Genomic DNA, 21,979 nt, shown 5'->3' on the forward strand with positions numbered 1-21,979 from the left:
TGGCACCTATCCGATGATATTAAAGTGGTCCAAATATTTGGTTGATATTGACAAGCCCAACCCAGGCATATTGTCATCTAAATCCAGATATCCATTGACGGGAGCAGGGTCGCCTTCAAATATGTAGTAGAAGAGTTCGTTACCAACTTCTACATCATGAACAGGGAAGAACTCTGCAATAGGAGACGCCAGTGTCGACATCGTCAGGTGGTAATTGTGCATTTGCCCCGCGTGAGGAATGACAGGTACGCTATAAACCTCGGCTAAGGCATTAATTTTACGTGCGGCTGTGATACCACCGACGCGATTGGTATCGTACTGAATGACAGAAATTGCTCTCTTGTCTAACAATTGCTTGAAGCCATGACTGGTAAATTCATGCTCTCCACCGGAAATCGGGATACTCGTCAACTGATTCAGTTCGGCATAACCGTCGATATCATCTGGGATTACTGGCTCTTCTAACCATCTCGGTTCAAAGCGCTCAAGTTTTGGCAAGATGCGCTTCGCGTATTCCAGATTCCAACCCATGTAGCATTCCAGCATCAAATCATTGTCGTAACCGATAACTTCCCGAACTGCTTCAACGGACATTAGGTTCTGTTTAACGCCTTGAGGGCCGTCGTTTGGGCCGTAGCCGAAACGCATTTTCATCATGTTGAAGCCCTGATCCAGATAAGACTGCGCTTCTCTTTGCATTTCATCTAAGTCAGTTCGGTACAGCTTTGAGGCATAAACAGGGATTTTTTCCTTCGTTCTTCCTCCAAGCAGTTTAAATACCGGTTTATTCGTGGCTTTGCCCATGACATCCCATATGGCGATATCAATGGCAGAAATGGCGGCCATACCGATTCCTTTGCGCCCCCAAGCAATGGTGGAGCGATACATGCTTTGCCAAATATGCTCGTAGTCAAAAGGATCATGACCGATGACAAGTGGAGCCAGGTAATGGTCAATGATGTTTTTAGCGATGCGCGGTGCCAAGGCGACATTACCGATGCCGACAATACCGGTATCTGTTTGTATCTCCACTACCGCCCAATCATGAAAGCGGAATGTGCCCATTGAATCGCCTGAACGCCAAAGCATATCTGTTGCGTTCGAACAGAAGTTAGACGCGGGTGGAACAGTGTGACCCTTCCACTCGAAAACTCGGGTTTTTATCGATGTAATTTTCATTGGCTTCCCTCTTTGAGATCATCGATTGGAGGAGGATTTTCCCTAAATTGTGATTCACCCATGACACAGGCTAAGTTGAATGCTTTGCGCATGGCATTAAAGTTGGCTTTGTTTTCTCCGGCGATATCGAAAGCCGTTCCGTGAGCCGGGGTAGTGATAGGAATAGGGAGCCCACCTTGGACAGTCACGCCATTTTCAAAGCCCAACAGTTTTATGGCGATCTGTCCTTGATCGTGGTACATGGTGACAACTGCATCATATTCACCGTCCCTGACTTTGAGAAATATGGTGTCTGCTGGGAATGGGCCGTATGCATTGACTTTCATCTCTTTCAAGAGACTGACCGCTGGAGCTATGATGTCGATCTCTTCTCTGCCACACGTACCACCATCACCACCATGTGGATTTAGCGCCGCTACCGCTATTCTTGGATTGGATATACCGGCTTTAATGAGGCTATCGCTGATTAAACAGCCTGCGTGTACGATACGTTCACTCGTTATGTACTGTGAAATATCTGTCAGGGGGACGTGTGATGAAATCCTAGATGTCCATATTCCATCTAATGTATTGAACTCACAAAAGTAGTTATCGACATCTAGGAAATCCGCGAAAAAATGGAGCTCGTCTTCAAAAGCCATTCCTGCCAATTTCATGGCATGTTTGTTGAGTGGGGCGAAGCAGATAGCGTCTATCTTTCCGCCTTGGGCGGCCTCGAGACAGAGAGAAAGTGCATCAAGTACTGATCTTCCGCTTGCCTCATTTGCGACAGCAACCTGCAAGGATTCTTCGTTCATCGTGTTGATTGGCAGAAAGTAAATCGTGTTTTCAGATGCGTGCGCGAGGTCGTCAATATTGGCGATTTGTGCCGTGTCTATTTCGATACCGACGTCTTTCTGCGCTTTGCTAAACAGCCATTCGTCTCCGACTATCACGATTTTGCATCGTCCGCGTTCAAAGTGAGGGTCTGCAAAGTTTTTAACAACTAACTCGGGGCCGATACCTGATGGATCTCCCAATGTCACCGCCACTATTGGCTCATTTCTCGCCATTCTCTCTTTCCTGTTATCCGCGTTTCACTGTCGGCTCCCGCACACGCGCTGAATTCTGTGAGGTGTGTTCTCAGCAGTGTTTTTTACTGCTGGGTGAGCAACATTTGCACTAAATGGTCTTTAAAACGTACCAGTTGATATTTTGTGTGACAAGGTGAAAAGACAGCCGCTTACTAGTTTTAACCACAATTTATGTAGATTTTTGAAGATATTTTGTCACCTAACTTATTGATATTTACTGATGACATTAATACTAATATGCGTTGAAAGATTAATTATTATAACTTATCTGTTTGATATAAATGACTTTAAATTGAATTTATCGAATTTTCGCTACTAATAATTAAATAATATTATTAATCGTCTCATTAGCAATAAATCATTCATCTATTACGTTATCAAGTTTGATCGAAAGCTAATTATGAACAAAAAATGATCAGTCGACGATCTGAAAATGATTTCTTCTGGTACATTTAATAGACCAGTTCGGCTCAGGCTCTTTTTATGGGCGTCAGAAGACTCAGCGGTAGACGGGTTCTTTTACCCTTCGTGACAAAAGGACCGCGGGTTAGTTTTTACATTTTCAAGGACTGAACATGCCTCAAATCAGAATTAAAGAACTCGTAAAACGGTACGAACACGTCGAAGTCATCCACGGGCTGGACCTGACCTTTGAAGATAACGAGTTCACTGTGCTAGTCGGCCCATCGGGTTGTGGCAAATCTACGACACTTCGCATGATTGCCGGTTTAGAGAGAGTCTCTTCTGGCGATATCTATATCGGTGATAGGGAGGTAAGCCAACTAGAGCCGAGAGACAGAGACCTTGCCATGGTGTTTCAAGACTATGCACTGTATCCACACATGAACGTAGAGAAGAACCTCTCTTTCGCGCTCCGTCTTGCCAAAGTGGACAAAGCTGAAATTGCTCAACGAGTAAGAAGCGTTTCTGAGATGCTTGGTCTTGATCATCTTCTCCATCGGAAACCAGGCGAATTGTCCGGAGGACAACGCCAACGAGTTGCTATGGGCAGAGCCTTGGCACGTGATGCTTCTACGTTGTTGATGGATGAGCCTCTTTCTAACCTCGACGCAAAGTTGAGAGCGCAGATGCGTGCTGAGCTCATTCTTATGAGAAAAAAGGTCAACAAAAACATTATCTACGTTACCCATGATCAGATTGAGGCCATGACGCTAGGCGACAGAATTGTGGTTATGAACGATGGGTATGTTCAGCAACACGGCACGCCAGAAGAACTTTTTTGCCGACCGGTAAACAAATTTGTTGCGGGCTTTATGGGTTCGCCTTCAATGAACTTCTTGTCTGGCGAAGTAAGGCAAACAGAAGACGGGATCTTTATTGACGGTGATGGCTTTCAATTCCAAGTAGATCCGGTGCTTGAGCATAAAATAAAACAACTACCATCATCATCTGTCTATGTAGGTGTTCGTCCGTCTTCATTTTCTACAAAGCCTCTGGAACACTCGAACAAAATAAGCCTCCCAGTGCTGGTTACAGAGTACTGCGGTTCTAACTCCATCATTGTTTCTGAAATCGGCGGCAACCGGGTTGCTATTGAAGTCACATCCGATTGTTTGCCTAAGAGAGACGAGTACGTTGATTTCTACTTCAAGTATTCAGACCTCTATATCTTCGATGCAAAAACCGAAAAAGCACTTTACCCAGACAACTGATCGAATACAGGGAAGTGTTATTCATTACTCACCAATTACCCCAAGCAGTTATGCGGGAGGAGAAATGTTAAGGAATGCAAGAAATCTGAAGAGTTGTGCCATTTCGTTGCTGGCTTGCACAGGAATGATGTTTTCGGCCAGTTCGCTAGCGAACCCTTACAAGCCATATGAGGGTGAAACATTGGTCGTGAATTTCCCAGCACACCCTCACTATGATGCCGTGATGAAGGTGCTCCCGGAATTTGAAAAGCAAACCGGGATCGATGTTGAAGTCGACCAACTTCAGTATTTGGCCATGCGCCAGAAGCAAACACTGGAGCTTACAAAAAGGAAAGGTGACTACGATCTGATCGCTTATGTTGTTTTCTCAAAAGCTGACTATGTATCAGCTGACCAGATAGAGCCGCTTGCTCGCTTCTTCATGAATCCAAAGCTGTCTGACCCCAACTATGATGCCGATGACCTCATTGATGGCTACGTTCAAAACGTAGGTGTTGCTGGGGGTAAGAAAGGTTACCTACCGGGCCCTACAGGTGCTTTGTTCGGTATTCCATTTGGCTCTGAAACCTCGGTACTTGGCTATAGGAAAGACATTTTTGACAAGCATGGCCTTAAAGTGCCTGAAACTTATGAAGAGCTACTTGAGACCACTTGTAAAATACAAGAACTCGAACCAGGAATGGTTGGCTTAGCGACACGCGGTAAATCAGGGCACCAAATCTCTCATGCTTATCTGCTCCACCTAGCACCGTTGGGTGGGAGGATATTCGATGACGAGTGGAATCCCACCATCAATAGCCCTGAAGGCATCAAAGCCGCTGAAGCACTTAAGAAAATTCTAGAGTGTGGCCCCGAAGGTGGTACGTCGTTTGGATTGTCTGAAGCGAAAAATGCTTTCTTGCAAGGAAAGGCTGCGATGTATCTAGACACGACAATTGTGGCTGGAGAAGTTGACGATCCAGAGAAATCAAAAATCGTAGGTAAAGTGGGTTGGGCAAAACACCCGATGGGTGAGCGAAGGGCTTCGCAAACCGGTGGGTTTGGTCTGGCTATTCCTAAAAATGCTCAAAATAAAGAAGCGGCGTTCTTATTGATGCAATGGCTGACCTCCAAGGAAGCCGACAAGATGATCGCGCTAGCAGGGGGTAACCCATCACGCTTCTCTACCCACCAAGATCCTGACGTCGTCGCTAAATTCCCCCAAATGGAAATTTTCGGAGAGGCGCTCAAGGACGCAGACCCCGACTGGAGACCAATCATCCCTGTATGGGGGCAAATTAATACTGAGTTGGGCACCAATCTATCCAAAGCGATGACGGGAGAAATCACTATCGAGGAGGCGTTGGATAGAACTAACAACACCGCCAAATCGATCATGGAAAAAGCAGGCTATTACACTTATCAATAAAAATAGGGGGGCAGGCTAACCGCCTGCCTCTAACTATCCAACGGAACTGGAAAATGCAAATTATGAGTTCATTGTCGTTGGGCAAAAGCGAAAAAACGGAGCGGCGGACACTACGTCACTTCCTTAATAACGCTGCCCCTTACCTATTCATGGCACCTGCAGCAGTCATTCTGGTTTTCGCCCTGGTCTATCCGGTCGGCTACATGATGTTTGCCAGCTTCTTTGACTGGAGACCAAGCCAGCCTTTTTCCGATGCCGAATTTGCAGGGCTGGATAATTATATTTGGCTGCTTCAGGACGCTGGATTTCTAGAATCTTTCTTTGTCACTGTCACTTTCGCTTTCACCGTTGTGCTACTAGAGATGGCATTAGGTGTTGGTTTGGCATTGATGCTGGAAAGGCCAATGAAGGGGATGTCCGTTTACCGGACGATATTCATTCTCCCAATGATGATTGCCCCAATCGCCGTTGGCTTAGTTTGGCGCTACATGTACAACCCGCAGTTTGGAATATTCAATAAAATGCTTAATGCCATGGGCTTTGAGAATGTCCCTTGGTTGTCTGATCCGTCTTGGTCTCTGTTTTCTATCATTCTCGCGGACATCTGGCAGTGGACCCCCTTTGTAATGATCCTTTCACTGGCAGCACTTCAGTCTCTGTCTAGCTCGGTGGTAGAAGCCGCGCGCCTGGATGGGGCGAACAACTGGAATTTGATTTGGCACATCAAGATTCCACTTATGCTTCCTGTTCTCATCGTTACGCTGCTACTGAGGCTGATCGATGCATTCAAGGTACTGGAAGTCATCATGATCCTTACCAATGGCGGGCCAGGGTTATCAACTGAAATACTGTCCCTGAGGATTTTTAAAACGGTCACCGATAGTCAAGAGCTTGGTCTTGCAGCAGCACTTTCAAACATGCTTCTGGGCTTAGTGTTAATCATCACCATTGTGATGTTTGTCTTTAACAAAATGCGTGAAACACGTAGCAGCAAAATGAAAGCTGCAGCAGAGAAGTATTAGGGAGATTGGGACATGAAACGAAGCACAGTAAACACGGTCCTGTACTACTCGGTACTCCTCTCACTTGTCGTTTTTTCATTGGGGCCGATCGTCCTGATGTTCATGACGTCTTTCAAGTTGAAAGTGGACATCATGAGCGATAGCACGGCATGGTTTTTTATTCCAACGTTGCAGAACTACGCAACTATGCTTGATGACCGTTCGTTGGTGAACAACGTCAGTAATTCACTGTATGTGGCTATCGTATCAACTGCGATAACGTTAGTGGCGGGTTGCATGGCAGCCTATGCCATTGTCCGGTACCGATTCTTCGGCAGGGATGTGGTCTCAATGACGACGTTGGTGATGCGAATGGTTCCACCGGCTGTGTTGCTGGTTCCTGTCTTCGGTATATGGACTTTCGATTATCAGATTGACGGCACTCTCAACGGTATTGTTCTCATCTACACAGCGATGAACTTACCATTTGTGATATGGATATTGCAGAGCTTCATTACTCAGATACCTATTCAGTTAGAAGAAGCAGCAAGGATGGATGGTGCAAATCCCTTCCAGGTTTTTTTCCACATCATCTTGCCCGTGATTCAACCAGGTTTAGCTGCAGCTTCAATCTTCACATTCAGAATTGCATGGAATGAGTTCCTTATTGCCAACGCTATTTCGGACCGAAGTACGAGGACAACCCCCGTGTATATTGTGAATTCATTGACGGAATACAATATTGACTGGGGGGCCATCATGGCCATGGGTGTGCTGTTGGCGATTCCACCCATCATCTTTACCTTTATTGCGTCGAAACAGATTATCTCGGGGATGACTGCCGGTGCTGTGAAGGGGTAGCAATGAGGTGGTTGTTAGACAAACTCGCTATCAAACCTCTGTGTCGTTGGCAGAAAAGGGTGATTGCATTTGCATCGATTGTGTTAGCCATGGGGGCGTGCATATTTGTCACGTTACTCGTTTACCCTCATATCGCTATAGATGCTAAAAATCCTGATCTCGCTTTACTGACCCCAGACATAAAAAATGGCGAGTATGTTTATCATTTGTCCGGATGCGCAGCGTGTCACACGAGTTTGGGGAATGGCGCAAAAGCTGCAGCGGGTGGGAAGAGGATAAAAACGCCATTTGGGACGCTTCTATCTTCTAATATCACGCCGGACGAGTCCTTTGGTATTGGGAAGTGGAGTGTCGCCGAGTTTGAAGGGGCGATGAGAAAGGGTATTTCACCTGATGGTTATTTTTACTATCCGGCATTTCCTTACACCACATATTCGCGCATGAGCGACCAAGATATCGTTGACCTTAAAGCATATATCGATGCCAGCATTGCTCCAGTGGCCGAAAAAGTAGAAGAGAAGGAACTCCCGTTTCCTTTTAGCATCCGCTATGGGCTAGGAATATGGAATGCCCTCTATGCCGACCACGACGACATCGCTTTTTCATTGAGAAACTCGGTATCTCCTGAACTATTGCGTGGAGCATATTTAGTGGAAGCGCTGGGCCATTGTGGCGAGTGCCATACCCCAAGGGATGCTTTGGGAGGTATTTTGCGTGACAAATGGATGCATGGTGTGGAAATAGGAGAATTCAATCCCGCGCCGAGTTTGATGAATTCCTCAGATGCGCTTGGAGAGTGGTCCAAAGAGGATTGGCGTCGCTTTTTGAAAACAGGGTTGTTACCAGACGGAAACTACACTGGTGGAGAGATGGCACTTGTGGTTGACGAGATTACCTCAAAGCTCAGTGATGAAGACGCGAATGCAATGACGGCATACTTTCAATCACTCCAGGAAGGAGGAGAACGGTGAAACTTTTACTGACAATTCTTATGCTGTTTTCTTTCTTATCTAATGCAGAGGAAGCGACGCAGTGTAATACGTACCAGAATCAGGCAAGGCTTATCGACAGTGACCTCACTCTATGCTGGTCGTTGCATGACGAGGCTATGAAAATCAAAGCGTTTCATCCTGGCGAAGTCTGGATTGGACTTGGTTTCGGTAAGACGATGACAAATGCCGATGCGGTTATTGGATACATAGATAAGGCTCTCGTTGTCGATAGTCACATGTCGGGCAGACTTCAGGTCGATATCAATGACGACCCTGAACAGAATATCACCGGCTCATCCATTGAGTTCAAAGATAACGAGACCATACTGGTATTTGAACGCATGCTGGATACCGGCGACAGCATGGACGTGGTCATTAATCCATCTCAATTTACTGACTTATTGTGGGCCGTTGGTGGGAACAAGTCGTTTGGCCTGCACCCAGAATATGGGGTACAGCAAATTCATTTTGAGAGTGGTGAGCAAGCGCAAAGAAGCTTTTCAAACCTTATTATCCTTCATGCGCTTTTACTGGTACTGAGCTGGGGGATCTTGTCTCCAATCATTATTACAGTCACACGTTATTTCAAGGTTACCCCTGGGCAAAACTTTCCAATTTCTCTCGATAACAAGTTTTGGTGGGTCACCCACTGGTTAGGTCATGCCGGTGTTATTGTTTTGTCTATCATTGCATTTGGATTAAGTGTTTGGAGTATTGGCGGTTTTGACCTTTCAACCCTTCATGCAAAGGTAGGCATAGGAGTGTTGGGACTATCAGTTATTCAGGGAGGATATGGCTGGGCAAGGGGAACAAAAGGAGGACCTGTTGATGATGATGGGAATCCTGTGCCCAGAAACATGTGGTATGGCGATCATTACAACATGACACTGTATCGTCGGCTCTTTGAGTGGTTACACAAATCGATGGGCTATGTTGTGCTAATAGCCTCACATCTATGTTTGTACACAGGATTCTTTCTCTTCAACCTTGGCGCCTGGGCTTATATTTCGTTGCTTGTTATGGAAGTACTCATGGTTGGTGCGTATGTGCTATTCAGTCTCCAGCACCGTTGGATAGATACGTACCACGCTATATGGGGCTTTAGCCGGTCTCACCCTGGCAACAGATTTAGTAAGCGGCCATACGAAGAGTAACATACCCAAACTCGCTGAAGCCTACGTCTCCAGATTGTTTGGGTATCAATACACCCTCAAAAACCACTTTTACCACGCATTACCTCTAGTGTCGTGTCGTAAACGCTATTGAGGTGGTTGACCATCATTTCTTCCGCTCTGTCTGGGTCTCGGTTTTCTAAAGCCTGATATATCCTCACGTGTTCTTTATAACTCTTCTCGATGCTTCCATCGACAGACAGCACAACACGCCTGAATTGAAGGCCAAAGGCATAGAGCTCTTGGGCGTATTTGTTAAGTAATTCGTTAGGAACGCATTCGGCAATTAAACGGTGGAACTGTTTATCAGACAGTTGAAAATGGACGGGTTGATCGAAGAGCTTTTGTTGTTGTTCAAGCAGCGAGGCCATGGTCTTGAGGCCAAACTCATCGATATTCAGAGTCGCTTTTCTAACGATCGCCCGTTCAATGATTTTCCGAGTTTCAAATACGGTATCTATATCATGATTGTTTATCTGAAGGTCTGACAGGCTGGGATTCAGCTCCTGACATTTTTGTAGGAGGTCTGTTGTTCTGTTAATGGTTGTTTTTGCACCGTGGGAGATGTTAAGCAAGCCGAACTCGGATATCAGCCCTAATGAGCCGCGAACCGTTTCTCTACTTACACCAAAAGTGTTTGATAGTTCTCGTTCGCTGGGAAGCTCGTCACCGTCTCTCAATAGTCCAGTGAAAATCATTTCCAAAATTTTTTCAGCAAGAATTTCTTTTTTGGTTTTGTTTCTTAGTTTGTGTTCATTATCTAAAAATAACAGAGACATAATGGGCAAGCCTTTTACTTTCTTCGCGGTAGCGTCGACTAAAAACAAAAGCAGATTGATAGTTAACTGGTCTTTAAAGCATACCAGAAAACGAATAGATTTTTGTAGTACTTGCGAGATTTGTATGGATATCAATTGATCAGGCGTGATCGTGATGAGGAGACAGTTAAAAGAGATAAAGAGCAGAGACGTTGTCCGCTGCTCTTTGGTGAGTAAAAATAAATCTATTTAGTTTGTTGGCGTGGAAGCCTCATCCAATAGGTACAAGATGTTACGATATGGGATACCGCTGTGATGAGTTAATCCAATCTCACAGGTTCTACTGTTACTGAATCCCCGTGTACAACCGTCCGGAATCTGGGCCTTGAGCGGTGAAAGGGCGGACTCATTGAGCTCTGGCGTGAAGAAGCCTTTATCTCCTGCAAAACCACAACACTCAATATGTTCCGGCACAATCACTTCCTTTGCACACGCTTTAGTAGCTTTCAGCAATGTCTCTGCGACTCCCATACGTCTCGAACTGCAGGTGATATGAAGCATCACGATTTCATCCAGTGGCTTGATATCCAGTTCATCAATGAGGTGTTCCATGATAAAGCCTGCAGGCTCCATGATATTCATGGTCTGGGAAAAGTGTTCCTTACTGAGTTTGGTGCAAGGACTGGTATCCATCAGCACCGGGATTTTTCCGTGCTGGCTTGCATGCCAAAGAGCGGCCTCAAGCTCCTCGCTTTTGTTCTTGGCGATAGAATTCATGCCTTTGCTGTCATAAGGCATGCCACAACAAAGTGACTTGAGTGAGTTTGGTGTAATGACTTGATATCCCGCACGTTCAAGAAGTGACAATGTCACCTCAGTCAATGAGCGTTTGTCATCACTGGTCACTTCATTGCTCATATTGCGTGAGGAACAGGAAGGGAAGTAAACGACTTTTTTCTCTTTAGCGATAGAAGATGGCTCGACCGGGGCACTATTAGCAACAGGAAAGCTCTCATGCCAGTTTGGGGTTCTACCTTTGGTCAGTTTACGAAGTCCATTGAAGGTCGAGCTGAGCGCTTTTTGGCCTAGCGCTTTCTGCATCACTTTATTGGTGGTCAGGCCGAATCGCGTCATAGCTGTGACAGTTGAGAAGTGATCTGCCGTCCAGGTCGCTATCGGCGTAAAGCGTTTGTACTTTTCTGTGCGGACCTTCTTGATAAGATCACCGGTATTGATACCAACAGGACAGCGGTCAGCACATAACCCCGTTGCGGCACAGGTATCTACACCAAGGTAATCGAAAGCCTTCTGAAGCTCTGCATATCGCTCTTTAGAACCATCGCGCTCTAAACGACTAAGTTCACGATACATGACGATACGCTGTCTTGGTGACAGTGAAAGTGTTCTTGAAGGACACACAGCCTCACAGAAACCACATTCTATGCAACGATCAACAAGATCATCCGCTTTTGGCATGGGTTTCAGGTTCTTGACGTGCGCATTAGGGTCTTCATTGATGATCACGCCAGGGTTAAGCAGCCCTTTGGGATCGAACAAGGTTTTAATACGTTGCATCAGTGAATAGGCATCAGTTCCCCATTCTAATTCGACATAAGGCGCCATGTTACGGCCGGTACCGTGTTCTGCTTTTAGTGAACCGCCATATTTCACAGCAACGAGTTGTGCCACGTCGTCCATAAATTTGCCATAGCGTTCAACCTCTTCTTCACTATCAAACCCCTGTGTGAAGACAAAGTGCAGGTTACCCTCGAGTGCATGGCCGAAGATGATAGCTTCGTGGTAATCGTATTGGCTAAACAATGCCTGAAGTTCGCGCACGCCTGATGCTAGACGTTCAACGGGGAAGGCGACATCTTCGATAATCACCGTTGTACCCGCTTCACGAACAGCGCCAACGGCAGGGAACATGCCTTTACGAATCCCCCAGAGTGTCGCGACGGTGTGAGCGTCTGAAGTGAATGCGACTTGATGCGGCACGTCATATTGGGCGATGGAAGAGAGAACAGCGTCGCACTGCTGGTCGAGTGTTTCCTGATCCGCGGCGCGGGACTCCACCAGCAAGGCGCAATGTTCGAGCGTTAGCGACGGCAGAAAGTCTGGCATGCCTTGCTTGTCGGCCACGGAACCCAGTGCGCGCCCATCCATCATTTCTACCGAAGAAACGGGCGTTTTAGAAAGGGCGGTGACGGCATTGGATGCGGTTTCGATATCATTAAATACCAACAAGGTTGATGCTTTGTTCGGGTGCTCCACCACAGTGTGGTAAGTGATCTCTGCAATAAAGCCCAATGTGCCTTCAGAACCCACCATCAAGTGCGTGAGCACATCAATAGGATCAGTGAAGTCAATCAAGGCGTTGAGTGCATAGCCAGTGGTGTTTTTTAAGCGGTATTTATGAGCGATACGTGACCTCAATTCGTGATTAGCGTTCACATGATCACAGAGTGACTGAATACCTTCGATCAGATGCTGGTGGCTTTGTTTAAATTGATCGACCGATTGGCTAGATGCGGTATCGAGAAGGGTTCCATCGTGAAAAACGATCTTCATCGACTCTACGGTTTTATAGGTGTTCTGTGCAGTACCACAGCACATGCCACTCGCGTTATTCGCGGCGATACCGCCGATTTTACAACTGTTGATCGAAGCTGGATCCGGCCCAATCTTACGGTCAAAAGGGGCAAGGTAGCGATTGGCATCAGCACCAATCACACCTGGTTGAAGTCGGATTTTTTCACCGTCTTCTAGAATGGTGTGGTTACGCCAGTTGTCTGTCAGTGTAATCAAGACTGAATCTGATACTGCTTGACCGGACAGGCTGGTGCCGGCAGCGCGGAAGGTGAAAGGGACGTTTAACTCGCCGCAGGTTTGAATGATAAATACCACATCCTCTAGATCATCCGCCTGCGCGACAATTTTAGGGATTAAACGATAGAAGCTGGCATCCGTACCATAAGCCAATCGCCGGGTTTCATCCGTGATGAGGCGTTGCAGTGGAATCCTTTGTTGCAGCGCCTCATGAAGAGTTTTGTAAATTGAATCCGCCAACGCTTGGCTCATGGTTACTCCTTAACCAAAATCAGGATCAGGCGCTTCGGTCCGTGTGCGCCGTAGGCGAGTGTCTGTTGAATATCTGCCGTTTTTGAAGGGCCAGAAACCAATACCAAATTGGTTGGTGGTTGGGTTTCCCATCCCGCTTCTTTCCAAAATGTAGAAGCCATTAACTCGCTGAAATTAGAAACAATGTCAGATTCATGAAGGATAGCAATATGAACAGGAGGAACCAGTGACAGGGCTCGCGGTTCGTCTTCGCCGGTAACAATGGCGAGCGTGCCAGTATCTCCAATAGCGGCTTTAATCACATTAACGCTGGCATCGACCTCTTGAAACAAGGTGGTTTTCAGCGTTTCCATGGTTTGGTCATATTTGAGCGCAACAGTGCCAGGGCATTGGCTTACGACAACTTCCGCCAAGGGACTGTTTTTGGTAAACAGCACTTTTCCGAGTCCATTACTTTGAATACATTGTGTCAACGTAGTCTCAATGCTTCCTTTCTCGGTGTGGATAATTTCCGTGTGGCTTGCCTTCATGCATCCCAATAAGCGCTCAACGCGTGTTTGACTGTTTTCCGATGACCAGGCTTGCCATACTGGCAATTCATTACTTTTTGGCGCTCGTGGTGCCGCGTTCAACTTAGCGAAGATCGCAGCGCGGGCTTCTTGACTCTGTGCTTTCATTTTTGGCCTCCGTTGCGCTGTGCGAGCTTGGTTTTAAGCGAGGTTTTGGCGAGTTTCGGTTTCACGCGACACTGCGTCCAGTTGCCGAGATGATTCGGAATGAGTCCGTTCATCTTTCTCGCAGCATCAAGGCCTGTATGGTAAAGCGATGGATGAGTCGCGGCATAAGCGAAACTTTTCATTGCGGCCTTTTCTAGCGTATTGCTGGCAGCATTTTGTCCCTTTAAAGCATCATGACCTGTCTCAGGCTTGTTCTTAGATTCCTGACGCAAACGCTGGAGCAGGGAAGGGATAGGAATGCGAACCGGGCACACTTCCTCACAGGCACCACATAAGCTAGAGGCGGTAATCAGTTCATTGGTGCTGTCTATTCCCATGAGGTGCGGAGAAATAATCTTCCCTATGGGGCCTGGATAGACTGTGCCATAGGCGTGGCCACCTATCCGGGTATAAACCGGGCAGTGGTTCATGCAGGCACCACAGCGAATACACTGGAGTGTTTTACGCAGTTCTTCGTCGTGATAAGCCTGAGTCCGGCCATTGTCTAACAAAATAAGGTGGACTTCTTTAGGGCCATCCAACTCGCCCTTTTTGCGTGGACTGCTGATCATGTTGAAGTATGTTGTGATGTTCTGACCAGTGGCAGAACGGGTCAGGGCACTATAAAGCGGTGGTACGTCAGACAGGAACTCGACCACCTTTTCGATACCTGTGATGGCAATATGGACGTTGGGGATCGTGGTACACATACGCCCGTTGCCTTCGTTCTCGACCAAACAAAGGGTGCCAGTTTCAGCGACAGCAAAGTTAACACCTGAAACACCAATCTCTGCTTCTTGATAGGCCTCACGAAGAGCATTGCGGCCAGTTTGAATTAAGGTATCGACATCGGTCGTTGGTTTGAAATTGTGTAGGTTATGCTCAAATGTGTCCGAGACCTGCTGCTTGTTCTTATGAATGGCGGGCATGATAATGTGCGAAGGGGTATCACCGTCCAGTTGCACTATATACTCGCCCATGTCGCTTTCTAAACAACTTACACCTTGCTTTTCCATGTGGTGGTTGAGGCCAATTTCCTCACTCACCATAGACTTCCCCTTCACCATGAGTGTGGCTTGGTGTTTATTGGCAATGTCACCGAAAATCGCATTGGCTTCATCAGCATTGAGTGCCCAGTGAACATGAATACCGTTACGGGTGAGTTGGTTTTCTAACTTCTCTAAAAGCTCTGGCAGCTTGCTTAAACAGCGTTGACGAATGGCTTCTGCCCGGTCGCGCACGGCTTTCTCTTCAGCTGCATCAGGGAAGGCATCACGACGTTTGCCACGCAGGTAGTCCATCGCTCCACGGAAATTCTGTCGAAGCTCTTTGTCACCCAGCGCTTCTTGTGCCTGCGGGTGGAAATGTTCTGGCGTATTATGACTCATCGTTTACCTCCTGCCGCGCTGGTGCGCTCGGCCAAAAAACGGGCGATATGTTTACCCTTGAAGGTTTCGCCTTTGTATTCCAGTGCGCCATTGATATTGAGCATGCAACCCCAATCTGCGCTGACGAATTCAACGCCGCCGGTATTTTTCAGGCTATTTGATTTGTCATCCACCATGGCTTCACTGATGTTCGGATGACGAACAGAGAAAGTGCCACCGAACCCGCAGCATTCTTCTTCATATTGGGGGTGCTTCACTTCGACTTTGTCGAGGAGTCCGAGCAAATGCGCCGTGTAAACGTGTACGTTCATTTCTCGTCGTGCGGCACAAGAGGTATGCATAGCGACAGTGGTTTGTTCACCGCAGTCTTCGAACTGAGCGCGGCAGACATTGGTCAAAAACTCTGTGAGCTCAAAGACCCGTGACGCAAAAGACTTGGCAGTGGCTTCAAGACGATGATCTTTAAACAGGCGAGGATAGTGATGCACCATCATGCCACCACATGAGCCGGAAAGAATGACCACGGGAATGTTCTCTGGAAACAGAGACATTTGGTGTTCAGCGACGGCTCTGGCTTCTTCTGTATAGCCCGAGCTGTAAGCAGGCTGCCCGCAACAGGTTTGTTTAGTAACGAACTCGACGTCTAAGCCTTGTCGCTCCAACAAAGAAATAGCATCTAATCCAGTGTCAGGGTCAAAAGCATCCACCAGACAAGTGGCGTAGAGGTAAACCTTCCGTGGCTTTGCAGGGTAAATCCGAGGTTGTTCCATGTGCTGTCCTCGCGACATTGCTTTCATTGAGATCTAGCCACTATTTCAGTGGCTGGATTTTCTAATTATTAGAATTTGAGAATATGCAGCGACTACCTTTCGATAAATAGCATTAAATGAATTAATTGTTTCCAAAATCGATTTAATAGGAAGAGGCTTTGATTTGGTATGAGCAAAAAAAAGCGCCTTTTAGGCGCTTTTCTGAAAGGAGGTTGGTTTTGCTTAGAGCAGAGACTTGGCCATCTCACGGCCAGCTCCACGTATATCGTCAATCGACCCGGCAACACTTTCGTTAAGTCCAAGCATGCTATATTCGAGTTGATGATTAAGCCAAGTGATTTTGGCTTCTCCGTCGACAAGGCCGTCCCAGTTTTCGTCTAATTTTGCGCAGAAATTAATTATTGCGGCAAGTTGAGAAAAGTTGTCCCCTTGTACAGCACCATATTGATGAGCAATGGCATCAACCAATGTATCGGCAAATTTCCAGCTCTTTGCTAGTTGACCGCCGAGTTGTGCATTGTCTGTTTCCAGAACAATTTGTTGTGCTTCAGGCTTGGTTTTCCCTGCTTCCATGTGGAGTTCGACTTTTTGAGCCTTGTCAGGGTATACGGTGTAAATCAACAAGTCGCCGATGTTATGCAGCATGCCTGCGGTAAAAGCTTCGTTTTGATCAGCTTTGAGTTCTTTAGCAACGTGTTTACATAAAGTTGCTACTTCGAAGGTGGTTCCCCAAAACTCATTGAGATCCAATCCTTCAATTTTTGGAAAAGTACTCATTAATGCCGAAGCCGTTACCAGCGTTCGAATAGGGCCCAGACCCAGTCGAATAACGGCTTCATCAACAGAGGAGACGCTTCTGCCTCGGCCAAAGTGGGCTGAGTTTGACAGACGCAAAACGCGAGCACTGATCACTTGATCCATCGCGATTTTTTCCGAGATTTGGTTCATGTCTGAACCTTCATTATTCACCAAGTCCATCAGTTCCTGAACGACCTTTGGAATCTTTGGGAGCTTATCGATATGAGAGAGTAGATTCGCAGTTGCCATATTTAACTCCAGCGCGCTATTGATAAGTTAAATATAGAACAATGTTTTAAAAGTGTGACTAAATATCTAACATAAGACATTGAAGCAAATAAAAAACCCCGAATGAATCAGGGTTCATATGGTATGTCATACAGGTTATGCAGGCTGTGCAGATAAGAATTCTGATTTTCGGCTGTTGAACCTATCAACCAAAGCATCGACTGCTGAAGTTTCAAACTCACGAAGGCCGCTACAAACCATCTTTTTCTTTCCTTCACCAATAACTTCACCATTTTCTTTAAACGCAAAGGCGAGAATAACAGCGCCGCGCTTACCGGATACTTCCATGGTGGAGTTAGTTAGCTCAACCGTCGGGTTTGAAAAGTTGAGGTGTTTGAAGTTGAGCTCCATGCTCTCATACATCACCAACGGGCGATCTGGATTAATCATCATGCCGCTTTCTTCCATTAAAGGAACCATGATGTGGGGAAAGTTCATGCCAGAAAATTTCACATAGTTTTCGGCAACGTTAGCCGCAAGCCTCTCATTGACCAAATTATCACCTTGACGGTGCATGGTCAGATAACACTTGTCGTTGGCATCGACCACATCCAGATGACCACTTTCATCTTCACGAATCGCGAGGCCAAGATTGTCTGAAATCATGCCTGAGAAGCTGACTCGCATATTCTGGCTAATTCCCGCCTTCGCAAGAAGAACAGAGAAAAGAAGATCACCTGGTACACAGAATCGTTTGGAATCCTCGTCGTGAATCGGGTTGAAATCGCCGGCAACGAGTTTGGCGAAGTGACTTGCCTGTTGGCGAGTGAAAACGAATTGACCGTCTTTCTGACTGAAGTAGTTATCTAACTGCATGATCTCTTTTGGTGGATGTCCACTGTTAATCTTGTTGGGCATTGTAACTGAGTGGCTAACAACAAATGGTCTAGCCAGTTACATAATGTGACCTTGATAGATCTTGTCGAAGGATTTGGCTTGAAGCGCTTCCACCATGGTTTTCGGAAAGAAAAGCACATCCGGCAATTTATCGAGTGGCATCCAGACCGTACCTATTTGGTCTTTATCCGGTTCTGACGCTTCGGTTATCTGTCGGAAATTGGTCGCTTCAACAAAGAGTTCGATTTGATGAAGGTGTTTGGGTAGGTAAGTGGTATCCAATTCATCCGCAATCACTTCACGGACAAAAAGAATGTCGCCCATATCTGCTTCACCACCAGTTTCTTCAAGAAGCTCACGTTTAAATGCAAGGTCGAGCGTTTCGTTATGCTGTATGCCACCACCTGGAATAATGTACCAAAGGCCACGATCGTCGCGATGTTCAGCGAGCAGTATTTTGTCGTCTCGGTAACAAACAGCACGGACTGAAACTCTGAGAGGGTGCATCACCAAGCTTCCTTTCCTAATGAAGATTCGAACGAGAATACAGAGCTATAGAGCAAGGGTCTATACCCAAACAACCGTAATATGCCTGATTCAGCGAGTATCTTCAGGTTGTTGGTTTTTTCCTTGTTGAGATAGTTTATCGATTTGCCGAAGCTGTCGCTTCTTCTGCTTGATAGAAGCGGTAGAAGTTTTTGCCATTGTTTTTCACGTAATACATAGCTTCGTCAGCCTGCTCGATAAGTGCATTGATGGCTTCGTCGTTGTCAGGGTAGACGCTGATACCGATACTTGATCCAACGCACGCGGTTTGCTCGTGGCCGATTTCAACGGGTAGGGCGACTTGGAATTGCAGATCTGATGCAATATCTGACACCGCCGTTTCGTAATTCGGGTTATAGGAGAAACCGATGAGGAACTCATCGCCACCCCAACGAGCTACCACATCAGAACCGCGGAAGAATTGCTTGATACGTTTGGCGACTTCAATGATCACCTTGTCACCTGCATCATGACCGTATGTGTCGTTGACATGCTTGAAGCCATCGAGGTCTATCATTAGCACGGCAAATTTACGCTGTTTCTTTTCGGCGTCCTGAAGCGATACTTCCAACTTAGCCATACCAGCCCGACGGTTCAGAAGCTGAGTGATAGGGTCGTGTTCCGCCTCATAAATAATATTCTGCTCACGCTCGGCACGCTCTGTGATGTCGTAGAGTACAACTTCAAGTAAGCTGTCATCTGGATTATTAATGTCTTCGACTTTCGAAAATAGGCAGTGTACCCAGCGGTCTGCAGCACGGACCTTATGTTTGAGCTGAATATCCATGGCGCTGAACTGGTTGCCAGGTTTAAGCCAGAACTCTTCAATGAATTCTTTGATTTCGGCAGGATCGTTGAAGTAACCCGTGAAGTCTGTTTTTGAGAATCGATCGGTATCGACAATAAAAGTCTGGCCGAGCAATCTCAGCAGTGCAGGGTTTGCAACAATAAGCTGATTCCCTGAATCAATCAGACCAATGCCGGCACTCGCTCTTTCAAATATAAAACGGAACTTTTTGGATAGATTTTCAGTTTCAGAACGCAGATCCCGCTCGTTATCTATTTGGTTGTTTACTGCATCGAGCAAGCCATTAATGTCGCTGACTAAGGCTCCGATTTCATTTTCTTTATGACCAACAGGAACTTCGATTCTGGTTGTATCACCAGGCGTGATGATGTGGAAGCGATTAGCAATGTTTTTCATCGGTTCCGTCAGGATTCGGTTGACGATGATGAGTGTCAGCAACGCGATAATAACGGAATAGAAAACCAGCACAATAACCTGAATCTTCGCTAATGAAATGGCGTTGTTTTCAATGTAACGCTGATTTGGGTATACCAGCAGATCGCCGACAAATTCATTCTTGTCAAAAGGTGACACAATAGGGAAGATGATAGCGGTATCAGTCTGGTCCAGTTCGCTGTTACCAGAAAAAGAGGCGGAGAGACCGTCTTGGCTGGTTAAGCGAGCGGCTGAAATAATATCATTGGCTTCCAGTCCACGCAGCACTTCTTCTGCCAGTTCCTTATTACCCAAGTACATTGCGATAGATGCGGTTTGTTCAATGGTTGTGATGACTTGCTTAATTTGACTACGGGAGCGGTCGACTTCTTGGTGATATGAAATATAAAACCAAGTGATAGAGGCAAAAATCGAGAAAAGGAATGCGCCAGTGGCCACTCCCGTTGCTACCCGAATGTGAATACGTTTATTGAGAATCATCAAATCGATATACCACTTTTAAACCATCGACCAAGTCGGCTTCGTTGATATAAGCAATCGCGTTCTTGTTATCTTTTACTAGAGCAATGACGTCAGCGGAAGAACGAACGGTTAGTGGAGGCTCTGACTTGCCGGTAAAAAGTAACCTTGCCCAGTAAGCGTTAATTTGCGCGGCAGATTTGCCGACTAGCATCCGATAAAAATACTCGCGTTCTTTGCTTTTCTCAGGAAGATCGGTTGTATTCGCTGATTCTCCGTTTGGATAGGAGTTGTAACGACCCATGTATAGGTCTATCAACTGCCGAGAGGACAAGGAACTTAGCGGGTTGTCTGCATTCACAACCACAACCAACTCGGCACGGACTCCGGGAGACCATGCTAGCCATATCAATGTGAGTATTGCGAATACAAATTTTTTCATATCAGAACACAAAACTCAGGCTAATAGAGAAGGTATCGATATATTCAGGTACTGGCTTTGTTAGGCTTTTTTCAGTTACTGACCAGCCCCCGATCCTATCGTTGTTCAACCAAGTTCTTTCAAATTGTCCTTTTAGTGATAGCTGTGGATTGATGTAATAACGCGCTCCAACACCGAACGTCTCCTGGTCGATCACTCTTGCATCTAGGTTGGTCTTGATTACCTCATATGCATAACTGATCTCTGGTACTGTTAAAACGTTACCAAGTGGTGGTTCTAATTCGTAGAAGTTGCCTACAGATTTTGCTTTTGAAACAAAACCGTAAATGGTGAGGTCATCAACTGTTTTTCCGAGGCTGGTATATCCCGCCATCAAATCTGGAAAGAAAGGCCAATCAGCATCCGTGTAACTCAATTCGGTTTGTACGTTCCAGTCTCCGGTTTCATATTGAGCGCCGACCGAATAGTAGTGAAAGCGTGTTGATTCGAATTCAAAGTCCTGCAATGTGCCTTGAAGTGAGGGCCATGCTGCTAGAATTTGCGTGTTCCCTGCAGCTAACGCGATCAAAGACGCCGCTGGGTTTCCCTCATCAACTTTGGCCGAGGCCGCTGAAGCTGAGAGGTTCCAATGGTCAGACATAAAACTAACTTTTGCCCCCACTAGAGGTGACAATGTCACTTCGTAAGAGCTAAATACGGTGTTTATGGATACTTCGGACTGCCCACCAAACACTTTGGCTTCTATGACGCCATCTGAAAATGGTTTGGTGTAAGCAATGTCACCGCCATTCAAGCTGGTAATAGGAATATTGGCGTAGAAATCGGTGATGGGTTTGGTCCACAGGTAAGCAAAACCTACATCGCGGTATTCTGACAACATATAAATCGGAGTGGCGATACGTCCGACTCTAACGGTCACGTCTGGAGAGATTTTGTATCGGAGAAAGGCCCAGGCAATGCTCTTATTTAAATTGTTTTCTATACGATCCTGAACAACTCCCTGAATCACAAAGTCCCAATTGTCAGAGAGACTGGCATTAAGTTGTAATCCCACCGCAGAACCCGCTTTAACGCTCCACTCGTCAAAGACACCTTCTTTGGTTAGGTCATAAACGAAACCAAAATCTTCGGAGCCTGAGTGAATGGCAGATATATTTCCGAACCCACTGACCTTGACGTGCTCATTAGCCGCAGTATTACCTGAAGCTAATGTAGCTGCTGAAGCGGCAAGTAATGTGAGTTTGAGCGGTCGCAATTAGTCGTTCCGATTCATGTTTGGGACACTTATTAAATA

At 46.3% G+C, this 21,979-nt stretch carries 19 protein-coding genes; 6 read left to right on the forward strand and 13 right to left on the reverse strand.

The features are described from left to right. Positions 1–6: 6 nt before the first annotated feature. Together K6Q96_RS08345 and K6Q96_RS08350 are read right to left on the reverse strand one after the other, a co-directional pair. Positions 7–1,179, reverse strand: coding sequence for an L-rhamnonate dehydratase (locus K6Q96_RS08345; protein WP_251879448.1), 1,173 nt, complete (start codon positions 1,177–1,179; stop codon positions 7–9). Next, positions 1,176–2,231 carry a 4-hydroxythreonine-4-phosphate dehydrogenase PdxA gene (locus tag K6Q96_RS08350; protein WP_251879450.1) on the reverse strand — a complete coding sequence of 352 codons (1,056 nt, stop codon included), beginning with the start codon at positions 2,229–2,231 and terminating at the stop codon, positions 1,176–1,178. The genes K6Q96_RS08345 and K6Q96_RS08350 overlap by 4 nt, the downstream gene beginning before the upstream one ends. A gap of 596 nt (positions 2,232–2,827) precedes the next feature. On the opposite strand from K6Q96_RS08350, the gene K6Q96_RS08355 reads away from it, so the two are divergent. From K6Q96_RS08355 to K6Q96_RS08380, 6 genes are all read left to right on the forward strand, one after another. Next, complete coding sequence (locus tag K6Q96_RS08355; RefSeq protein ID WP_251879452.1) at positions 2,828–3,925, forward strand: ABC transporter ATP-binding protein; 1,098 nt, start codon at positions 2,828–2,830, stop codon at positions 3,923–3,925. Between the two features lie 64 nt (positions 3,926–3,989). Continuing rightward, entirely contained in the window at positions 3,990–5,333 is a 1,344-nt protein-coding gene (locus K6Q96_RS08360) for an extracellular solute-binding protein (protein ID WP_251879454.1), read from the forward strand. Between the two features lie 53 nt (positions 5,334–5,386). Then, a complete protein-coding gene (locus K6Q96_RS08365; protein WP_251879456.1) occupies positions 5,387–6,355 on the forward strand; it encodes a carbohydrate ABC transporter permease in 969 nt (322 codons plus the stop codon). A 12-nt stretch (positions 6,356–6,367) separates the two neighbouring features. Next, positions 6,368–7,195 (forward strand): carbohydrate ABC transporter permease, encoded by an 828-nt coding sequence (locus K6Q96_RS08370; RefSeq protein WP_002537198.1) that lies wholly within the window; start codon positions 6,368–6,370, stop codon positions 7,193–7,195. Between the two features lie 2 nt (positions 7,196–7,197). After that, positions 7,198–8,166, forward strand: coding sequence for a c-type cytochrome (locus K6Q96_RS08375; protein WP_251879458.1), 969 nt, complete (start codon positions 7,198–7,200; stop codon positions 8,164–8,166). Continuing rightward, the gene (locus tag K6Q96_RS08380) at positions 8,163–9,341 is read left to right on the forward strand and encodes a cytochrome and DOMON domain-containing protein (RefSeq protein WP_251879460.1); all 1,179 of its coding nucleotides are present in this window, start codon (positions 8,163–8,165) and stop codon (positions 9,339–9,341) included. Before K6Q96_RS08375 ends, K6Q96_RS08380 begins: the two co-directional genes overlap by 4 nt. 56 nt (positions 9,342–9,397) lie before the next feature. Here the strand turns inward: K6Q96_RS08380 and K6Q96_RS08385 are convergent, their stop codons facing one another. The 11 genes from K6Q96_RS08385 to K6Q96_RS08435 form a co-directional block, all read right to left on the reverse strand. Next, complete coding sequence (locus K6Q96_RS08385; protein WP_002537192.1) at positions 9,398–10,138, reverse strand: FadR/GntR family transcriptional regulator; 741 nt, start codon at positions 10,136–10,138, stop codon at positions 9,398–9,400. Positions 10,139–10,366: 228 nt separating this feature from the next. Next, on the reverse strand, positions 10,367–13,198 hold the full coding sequence (locus K6Q96_RS08390) for an FAD-binding and (Fe-S)-binding domain-containing protein (protein ID WP_251879462.1): 2,832 nt from the start codon (positions 13,196–13,198) through the stop codon (positions 10,367–10,369). 2 nt (positions 13,199–13,200) lie between these two features. After that, positions 13,201–13,875, reverse strand: coding sequence for a LutC/YkgG family protein (locus tag K6Q96_RS08395; protein ID WP_251879463.1), 675 nt, complete (start codon positions 13,873–13,875; stop codon positions 13,201–13,203). Beyond that, positions 13,872–15,302 (reverse strand): LutB/LldF family L-lactate oxidation iron-sulfur protein, encoded by a 1,431-nt coding sequence (locus tag K6Q96_RS08400; RefSeq protein WP_251879465.1) that lies wholly within the window; start codon positions 15,300–15,302, stop codon positions 13,872–13,874. The genes K6Q96_RS08395 and K6Q96_RS08400 overlap by 4 nt, the downstream gene beginning before the upstream one ends. Beyond that, positions 15,299–16,072, reverse strand: coding sequence for a (Fe-S)-binding protein (locus K6Q96_RS08405; protein WP_251879467.1), 774 nt, complete (start codon positions 16,070–16,072; stop codon positions 15,299–15,301). The genes K6Q96_RS08400 and K6Q96_RS08405 overlap by 4 nt, the downstream gene beginning before the upstream one ends. Before the next feature lie 222 nt (positions 16,073–16,294). After that, positions 16,295–17,119, reverse strand: coding sequence for an HDOD domain-containing protein (locus K6Q96_RS08410; RefSeq protein WP_251879469.1), 825 nt, complete (start codon positions 17,117–17,119; stop codon positions 16,295–16,297). Between the two features lie 135 nt (positions 17,120–17,254). Then, on the reverse strand, positions 17,255–17,974 hold the full coding sequence (locus tag K6Q96_RS08415) for a DUF3581 family protein (protein ID WP_251879619.1): 720 nt from the start codon (positions 17,972–17,974) through the stop codon (positions 17,255–17,257). Between the two features lie 78 nt (positions 17,975–18,052). Then, the gene (locus tag K6Q96_RS08420; RefSeq protein ID WP_251879471.1) at positions 18,053–18,502 is read right to left on the reverse strand and encodes an NUDIX domain-containing protein; all 450 of its coding nucleotides are present in this window, start codon (positions 18,500–18,502) and stop codon (positions 18,053–18,055) included. A 136-nt stretch (positions 18,503–18,638) separates the two neighbouring features. Further along, positions 18,639–20,267 carry a sensor domain-containing diguanylate cyclase gene (locus K6Q96_RS08425; RefSeq protein ID WP_353621780.1) on the reverse strand — a complete coding sequence of 543 codons (1,629 nt, stop codon included), beginning with the start codon at positions 20,265–20,267 and terminating at the stop codon, positions 18,639–18,641. Further along, positions 20,251–20,547 carry a hypothetical protein gene (locus tag K6Q96_RS08430; RefSeq protein WP_251879476.1) on the reverse strand — a complete coding sequence of 99 codons (297 nt, stop codon included), beginning with the start codon at positions 20,545–20,547 and terminating at the stop codon, positions 20,251–20,253. The genes K6Q96_RS08425 and K6Q96_RS08430 overlap by 17 nt, the downstream gene beginning before the upstream one ends. Before the next feature lie 139 nt (positions 20,548–20,686). Next, positions 20,687–21,940 carry a porin gene (locus K6Q96_RS08435; protein WP_251879478.1) on the reverse strand — a complete coding sequence of 418 codons (1,254 nt, stop codon included), beginning with the start codon at positions 21,938–21,940 and terminating at the stop codon, positions 20,687–20,689. Positions 21,941–21,979 lie beyond the last annotated feature (39 nt).

This window comes from Grimontia kaedaensis, from assembly GCF_023746615.1.
Classification (GTDB): Bacteria; Pseudomonadota; Gammaproteobacteria; order Enterobacterales; family Vibrionaceae; genus Enterovibrio; species Enterovibrio kaedaensis.

Excerpts from the sequence above, each read along its gene's own strand:
- K6Q96_RS08345 (WP_251879448.1), bottom strand. The coding sequence starts at position 1,179 with ATGAAAATTACATCGATAAAAACCCGAGTTTTCGAGTGGAAGGGTCAC.
- K6Q96_RS08350 (WP_251879450.1), bottom strand. The coding sequence starts at position 2,231 with ATGGCGAGAAATGAGCCAATAGTGGCGGTGACATTGGGAGATCCATCA.
- K6Q96_RS08355 (WP_251879452.1), top strand. The coding sequence starts at position 2,828 with ATGCCTCAAATCAGAATTAAAGAACTCGTAAAACGGTACGAACACGTC.
- K6Q96_RS08360 (WP_251879454.1), top strand. The coding sequence starts at position 3,990 with ATGTTAAGGAATGCAAGAAATCTGAAGAGTTGTGCCATTTCGTTGCTG.
- K6Q96_RS08365 (WP_251879456.1), top strand. The coding sequence starts at position 5,387 with ATGCAAATTATGAGTTCATTGTCGTTGGGCAAAAGCGAAAAAACGGAG.
- K6Q96_RS08370 (WP_002537198.1), top strand. The coding sequence starts at position 6,368 with ATGAAACGAAGCACAGTAAACACGGTCCTGTACTACTCGGTACTCCTC.
- K6Q96_RS08375 (WP_251879458.1), top strand. The coding sequence starts at position 7,198 with ATGAGGTGGTTGTTAGACAAACTCGCTATCAAACCTCTGTGTCGTTGG.
- K6Q96_RS08385 (WP_002537192.1), bottom strand. The coding sequence starts at position 10,138 with ATGTCTCTGTTATTTTTAGATAATGAACACAAACTAAGAAACAAAACC.
- K6Q96_RS08390 (WP_251879462.1), bottom strand. The coding sequence starts at position 13,198 with ATGAGCCAAGCGTTGGCGGATTCAATTTACAAAACTCTTCATGAGGCG.
- K6Q96_RS08395 (WP_251879463.1), bottom strand. The coding sequence starts at position 13,875 with ATGAAAGCACAGAGTCAAGAAGCCCGCGCTGCGATCTTCGCTAAGTTG.
- K6Q96_RS08400 (WP_251879465.1), bottom strand. The coding sequence starts at position 15,302 with ATGAGTCATAATACGCCAGAACATTTCCACCCGCAGGCACAAGAAGCG.
- K6Q96_RS08405 (WP_251879467.1), bottom strand. The coding sequence starts at position 16,072 with ATGGAACAACCTCGGATTTACCCTGCAAAGCCACGGAAGGTTTACCTC.
- K6Q96_RS08410 (WP_251879469.1), bottom strand. The coding sequence starts at position 17,119 with ATGGCAACTGCGAATCTACTCTCTCATATCGATAAGCTCCCAAAGATT.
- K6Q96_RS08415 (WP_251879619.1), bottom strand. The coding sequence starts at position 17,974 with ATGCAGTTAGATAACTACTTCAGTCAGAAAGACGGTCAATTCGTTTTC.
- K6Q96_RS08420 (WP_251879471.1), bottom strand. The coding sequence starts at position 18,502 with ATGCACCCTCTCAGAGTTTCAGTCCGTGCTGTTTGTTACCGAGACGAC.
- K6Q96_RS08430 (WP_251879476.1), bottom strand. The coding sequence starts at position 20,547 with ATGGGTCGTTACAACTCCTATCCAAACGGAGAATCAGCGAATACAACC.